Origin of the sequence: Achromobacter sp. SIMBA_011, from assembly GCF_046535435.1 — a bacterium.
In the GTDB taxonomy this organism is placed as follows: Bacteria; Pseudomonadota; Gammaproteobacteria; order Burkholderiales; family Burkholderiaceae_B; genus Achromobacter; species Achromobacter dolens.
The window spans coordinates 1-5,960 of the sequence record NZ_JAWRWN010000017.1 but is presented as its reverse complement, the minus strand read 5'-3'; the positions used below and the strand labels follow the sequence as shown (position 1 = coordinate 5,960).

Annotated in this window: 6 protein-coding genes and 2 pseudogenes; 5 read left to right on the top strand and 3 right to left on the bottom strand. The window is 50.9% G+C overall.

From position 1 onward, the window contains the following. Window positions 1–317: hypothetical protein (locus SB816_RS29625; RefSeq protein ID WP_410547953.1), on the bottom strand; the 317-nt coding region annotated here is incomplete at its 3' end. Window positions 318–427: 110 nt separating this feature from the next. Between SB816_RS29625 and SB816_RS29620 the strand changes: the two are divergent. The 3 genes and pseudogenes from SB816_RS29620 to SB816_RS29610 all read left to right on the top strand — a co-directional run. Continuing rightward, a pseudogene (locus SB816_RS29620) lies at window positions 428–712 on the top strand (MFS transporter); the annotation flags it as partial. A 79-nt stretch (window positions 713–791) separates the two neighbouring features. Beyond that, complete coding sequence (lacI, locus tag SB816_RS29615) at window positions 792–1,874, top strand: DNA-binding transcriptional repressor LacI (protein ID WP_410547954.1); 1,083 nt, start codon at window positions 792–794, stop codon at window positions 1,872–1,874. Window positions 1,875–1,923: 49 nt separating this feature from the next. Further along, window positions 1,924–2,265, top strand: a pseudogene (locus SB816_RS29610) (hypothetical protein); the annotation flags it as partial. Between the two features lie 17 nt (window positions 2,266–2,282). Here SB816_RS29610 and SB816_RS29605 read toward each other — a convergent pair. Further along, a complete protein-coding gene (locus SB816_RS29605) occupies window positions 2,283–2,651 on the bottom strand; it encodes a hypothetical protein (RefSeq protein WP_000538659.1) in 369 nt (122 codons plus the stop codon). Between the two features lie 31 nt (window positions 2,652–2,682). Between SB816_RS29605 and SB816_RS29600 the strand changes: the two genes are divergently transcribed. Together SB816_RS29600 and SB816_RS29595 are read left to right on the top strand one after the other, a co-directional pair. Beyond that, complete coding sequence (locus SB816_RS29600) at window positions 2,683–2,874, top strand: Rop family plasmid primer RNA-binding protein (RefSeq protein ID WP_000165985.1); 192 nt, start codon at window positions 2,683–2,685, stop codon at window positions 2,872–2,874. Between the two features lie 1,136 nt (window positions 2,875–4,010). Further along, window positions 4,011–4,826: an APH(3')-I family aminoglycoside O-phosphotransferase gene (locus SB816_RS29595; protein ID WP_335834909.1), complete on the top strand. Its 816-nt coding sequence runs from the start codon at window positions 4,011–4,013 to the stop codon at window positions 4,824–4,826. Between the two features lie 694 nt (window positions 4,827–5,520). Here SB816_RS29595 and SB816_RS29590 read toward each other — a convergent pair. Further along, a partial coding sequence (locus SB816_RS29590) for a hypothetical protein (RefSeq protein ID WP_410547952.1) occupies window positions 5,521–5,960 on the bottom strand: 440 nt, incomplete at its 5' end.

The window sequence follows — 5,960 nt, the reverse complement described above, 5'->3', positions numbered from 1 at the left end:
TATTCTTTATTATCGGTATTATACAGATCATTTTTACTAATATACTGACACACCGGACAAGAATCATAATCGCCGTGGGTACTACTACAGGTTTCAATATACCATTTGCCATTTTTTTTAAAGCCATGATTAACCAGAATTGCAAACGGTGCCTGTTCATCATTTTTAGACGGCAGAAAGCGAATAACTGCCTGACCATTACCTGCATTATCCAGTTTCAGTTTCCATTCGCCTTTATCTTCTGAGCTAAAGCCTTTATTACCATTCAGTTTTGCCATCTGTGCTGCCAGTTCTGCGGTTGATTTACGTTTAAACATATGTATATCTCCTTCTTAAAGTTAAACAAAATTATTTCTAGAGGGGAATTGTTATCCGCTCACAATTCCCCTATAGTGAGTCGTATTAATTTCGCGGGATCGAGATCTCGATCCTCTACGCCGGACGCATCGTGGCCGGCATCACCGGCGCCACAGGTGCGGTTGCTGGCGCCTATATCGCCGACATCACCGATGGGGAAGATCGGGCTCGCCACTTCGGGCTCATGAGCGCTTGTTTCGGCGTGGGTATGGTGGCAGGCCCCGTGGCCGGGGGACTGTTGGGCGCCATCTCCTTGCATGCACCATTCCTTGCGGCGGCGGTGCTCAACGGCCTCAACCTACTACTGGGCTGCTTCCTAATGCAGGAGTCGCATAAGGGAGAGCGTCGAGATCCCGGACACCATCGAATGGCGCAAAACCTTTCGCGGTATGGCATGATAGCGCCCGGAAGAGAGTCAATTCAGGGTGGTGAATGTGAAACCAGTAACGTTATACGATGTCGCAGAGTATGCCGGTGTCTCTTATCAGACCGTTTCCCGCGTGGTGAACCAGGCCAGCCACGTTTCTGCGAAAACGCGGGAAAAAGTGGAAGCGGCGATGGCGGAGCTGAATTACATTCCCAACCGCGTGGCACAACAACTGGCGGGCAAACAGTCGTTGCTGATTGGCGTTGCCACCTCCAGTCTGGCCCTGCACGCGCCGTCGCAAATTGTCGCGGCGATTAAATCTCGCGCCGATCAACTGGGTGCCAGCGTGGTGGTGTCGATGGTAGAACGAAGCGGCGTCGAAGCCTGTAAAGCGGCGGTGCACAATCTTCTCGCGCAACGCGTCAGTGGGCTGATCATTAACTATCCGCTGGATGACCAGGATGCCATTGCTGTGGAAGCTGCCTGCACTAATGTTCCGGCGTTATTTCTTGATGTCTCTGACCAGACACCCATCAACAGTATTATTTTCTCCCATGAAGACGGTACGCGACTGGGCGTGGAGCATCTGGTCGCATTGGGTCACCAGCAAATCGCGCTGTTAGCGGGCCCATTAAGTTTTGTCTCGGCGCGTCTGCGTCTGGCTGGCTGGCATAAATATCTCACTCGCAATCAAATTCAGCCGATAGCGGAACGGGAAGGCGACTGGAGTGCCATGTCCGGTTTTCAACAAACCATGCAAATGCTGAATGAGGGCATCGTTCCCACTGCGATGCTGGTTGCCAACGATCAGATGGCGCTGGGCGCAATGCGCGCCATTACCGAGTCCGGGCTGCGCGTTGGTGCGGATATCTCGGTAGTGGGATACGACGATACCGAAGACAGCTCATGTTATATCCCGCCGTTAACCACCATCAAACAGGATTTTCGCCTGCTGGGGCAAACCAGCGTGGACCGCTTGCTGCAACTCTCTCAGGGCCAGGCGGTGAAGGGCAATCAGCTGTTGCCCGTCTCACTGGTGAAAAGAAAAACCACCCTGGCGCCCAATACGCAAACCGCCTCTCCCCGCGCGTTGGCCGATTCATTAATGCAGCTGGCACGACAGGTTTCCCGACTGGAAAGCGGGCAGTGAGCGCAACGCAATTAATGTAAGTTAGCTCACTCATTAGGCACCGGGATCTCGACCGATGCCCTTGAGAGCCTTCAACCCAGTCAGCTCCTTCCGGTGGGCGCGGGGCATGACTATCGTCGCCGCACTTATGACTGTCTTCTTTATCATGCAACTCGTAGGACAGGTGCCGGCAGCGCTCTGGGTCATTTTCGGCGAGGACCGCTTTCGCTGGAGCGCGACGATGATCGGCCTGTCGCTTGCGGTATTCGGAATCTTGCACGCCCTCGCTCAAGCCTTCGTCACTGGTCCCGCCACCAAACGTTTCGGCGAGAAGCAGGCCATTATCGCCGGCATGGCGGCCCCACGGGTGCGCATGATCGTGCTCCTGTCGTTGAGGACCCGGCTAGGCTGGCGGGGTTGCCTTACTGGTTAGCAGAATGAATCACCGATACGCGAGCGAACGTGAAGCGACTGCTGCTGCAAAACGTCTGCGACCTGAGCAACAACATGAATGGTCTTCGGTTTCCGTGTTTCGTAAAGTCTGGAAACGCGGAAGTCAGCGCCCTGCACCATTATGTTCCGGATCTGCATCGCAGGATGCTGCTGGCTACCCTGTGGAACACCTACATCTGTATTAACGAAGCGCTGGCATTGACCCTGAGTGATTTTTCTCTGGTCCCGCCGCATCCATACCGCCAGTTGTTTACCCTCACAACGTTCCAGTAACCGGGCATGTTCATCATCAGTAACCCGTATCGTGAGCATCCTCTCTCGTTTCATCGGTATCATTACCCCCATGAACAGAAATCCCCCTTACACGGAGGCATCAGTGACCAAACAGGAAAAAACCGCCCTTAACATGGCCCGCTTTATCAGAAGCCAGACATTAACGCTTCTGGAGAAACTCAACGAGCTGGACGCGGATGAACAGGCAGACATCTGTGAATCGCTTCACGACCACGCTGATGAGCTTTACCGCAGCTGCCTCGCGCGTTTCGGTGATGACGGTGAAAACCTCTGACACATGCAGCTCCCGGAGACGGTCACAGCTTGTCTGTAAGCGGATGCCGGGAGCAGACAAGCCCGTCAGGGCGCGTCAGCGGGTGTTGGCGGGTGTCGGGGCGCAGCCATGACCCAGTCACGTAGCGATAGCGGAGTGTATACTGGCTTAACTATGCGGCATCAGAGCAGATTGTACTGAGAGTGCACCATTGCGGTGTGAAATACCGCACAGATGCGTAAGGAGAAAATACCGCATCAGGCGCTCTTCCGCTTCCTCGCTCACTGACTCGCTGCGCTCGGTCGTTCGGCTGCGGCGAGCGGTATCAGCTCACTCAAAGGCGGTAATACGGTTATCCACAGAATCAGGGGATAACGCAGGAAAGAACATGTGAGCAAAAGGCCAGCAAAAGGCCAGGAACCGTAAAAAGGCCGCGTTGCTGGCGTTTTTCCATAGGCTCCGCCCCCCTGACGAGCATCACAAAAATCGACGCTCAAGTCAGAGGTGGCGAAACCCGACAGGACTATAAAGATACCAGGCGTTTCCCCCTGGAAGCTCCCTCGTGCGCTCTCCTGTTCCGACCCTGCCGCTTACCGGATACCTGTCCGCCTTTCTCCCTTCGGGAAGCGTGGCGCTTTCTCATAGCTCACGCTGTAGGTATCTCAGTTCGGTGTAGGTCGTTCGCTCCAAGCTGGGCTGTGTGCACGAACCCCCCGTTCAGCCCGACCGCTGCGCCTTATCCGGTAACTATCGTCTTGAGTCCAACCCGGTAAGACACGACTTATCGCCACTGGCAGCAGCCACTGGTAACAGGATTAGCAGAGCGAGGTATGTAGGCGGTGCTACAGAGTTCTTGAAGTGGTGGCCTAACTACGGCTACACTAGAAGGACAGTATTTGGTATCTGCGCTCTGCTGAAGCCAGTTACCTTCGGAAAAAGAGTTGGTAGCTCTTGATCCGGCAAACAAACCACCGCTGGTAGCGGTGGTTTTTTTGTTTGCAAGCAGCAGATTACGCGCAGAAAAAAAGGATCTCAAGAAGATCCTTTGATCTTTTCTACGGGGTCTGACGCTCAGTGGAACGAAAACTCACGTTAAGGGATTTTGGTCATGAACAATAAAACTGTCTGCTTACATAAACAGTAATACAAGGGGTGTTATGAGCCATATTCAACGGGAAACGTCTTGCTCTAGGCAGCGATTAAATTCCAACATGGATGCTGATTTATATGGGTATAAATGGGCTCGCGATAATGTCGGGCAATCAGGTGCGACAATCTATCGATTGTATGGGAAGCCCGATGCGCCAGAGTTGTTTCTGAAACATGGCAAAGGTAGCGTTGCCAATGATGTTACAGATGAGATGGTCAGACTAAACTGGCTGACGGAATTTATGCCTCTTCCGACCATCAAGCATTTTATCCGTACTCCTGATGATGCATGGTTACTCACCACTGCGATCCCCGGGAAAACAGCATTCCAGGTATTAGAAGAATATCCTGATTCAGGTGAAAATATTGTTGATGCGCTGGCAGTGTTCCTGCGCCGGTTGCATTCGATTCCTGTTTGTAATTGTCCTTTTAACAGCGATCGCGTATTTCGTCTCGCTCAGGCGCAATCACGAATGAATAACGGTTTGGTTGATGCGAGTGATTTTGATGACGAGCGTAATGGCTGGCCTGTTGAACAAGTCTGGAAAGAAATGCATAAACTTTTGCCATTCTCACCGGATTCAGTCGTCACTCATGGTGATTTCTCACTTGATAACCTTATTTTTGACGAGGGGAAATTAATAGGTTGTATTGATGTTGGACGAGTCGGAATCGCAGACCGATACCAGGATCTTGCCATCCTATGGAACTGCCTCGGTGAGTTTTCTCCTTCATTACAGAAACGGCTTTTTCAAAAATATGGTATTGATAATCCTGATATGAATAAATTGCAGTTTCATTTGATGCTCGATGAGTTTTTCTAAGAATTAATTCATGAGCGGATACATATTTGAATGTATTTAGAAAAATAAACAAATAGGGGTTCCGCGCACATTTCCCCGAAAAGTGCCACCTAAATTGTAAGCGTTAATATTTTGTTAAAATTCGCGTTAAATTTTTGTTAAATCAGCTCATTTTTTAACCAATAGGCCGAAATCGGCAAAATCCCTTATAAATCAAAAGAATAGACCGAGATAGGGTTGAGTGTTGTTCCAGTTTGGAACAAGAGTCCACTATTAAAGAACGTGGACTCCAACGTCAAAGGGCGAAAAACCGTCTATCAGGGCGATGGCCCACTACGTGAACCATCACCCTAATCAAGTTTTTTGGGGTCGAGGTGCCGTAAAGCACTAAATCGGAACCCTAAAGGGAGCCCCCGATTTAGAGCTTGACGGGGAAAGCCGGCGAACGTGGCGAGAAAGGAAGGGAAGAAAGCGAAAGGAGCGGGCGCTAGGGCGCTGGCAAGTGTAGCGGTCACGCTGCGCGTAACCACCACACCCGCCGCGCTTAATGCGCCGCTACAGGGCGCGTCCCATTCGCCAATCCGGATATAGTTCCTCCTTTCAGCAAAAAACCCCTCAAGACCCGTTTAGAGGCCCCAAGGGGTTATGCTAGTTATTGCTCAGCGGTGGCAGCAGCCAACTCAGCTTCCTTTCGGGCTTTGTTAGCAGCCGGATCTCAGTGGTGGTGGTGGTGGTGCTCGAGCAGATCATTCAGCAGATCATCCAGATCGGTATCATCTGCGCTTGAGCTAGAGCCGCTACTTGAAGACATAAAATCATCTTCGGTTTTGGTATTAAAATCATCAACATTAAATGCATCCAGATCATCGGCAACTTTATCTGCTTTGTTTGCTGCGGTTGCTGCTGCACCGCCCATAACTGCGGTACCCATAACCTGGCCAAATTTGGTATTCAGTTCTTCAAATGATTTAAATTTATCTTTAGAGGTCATTTCGCTCAGATCCACCATCTGTTCAAACAGTTCTTTCTGAAATGATTCATCATCAATATTCGGAATTGCACTCTGACTCAGAAATTTAGATTCATCATAATTAGAAAAGCCGCTCACCTGTTTCACTTTCAGCACAAAATTTGCGCCTTCCCACGGACAGGTCA

Bases quoted from the DNA above. Each gene is read 5' to 3' on its own strand.
- SB816_RS29605 (WP_000538659.1), bottom strand. From the start codon at position 2,651: ATGGGGGTAATGATACCGATGAAACGAGAGAGGATGCTCACGATACGG.
- SB816_RS29595 (WP_335834909.1), top strand. From the start codon at position 4,011: ATGAGCCATATTCAACGGGAAACGTCTTGCTCTAGGCAGCGATTAAAT.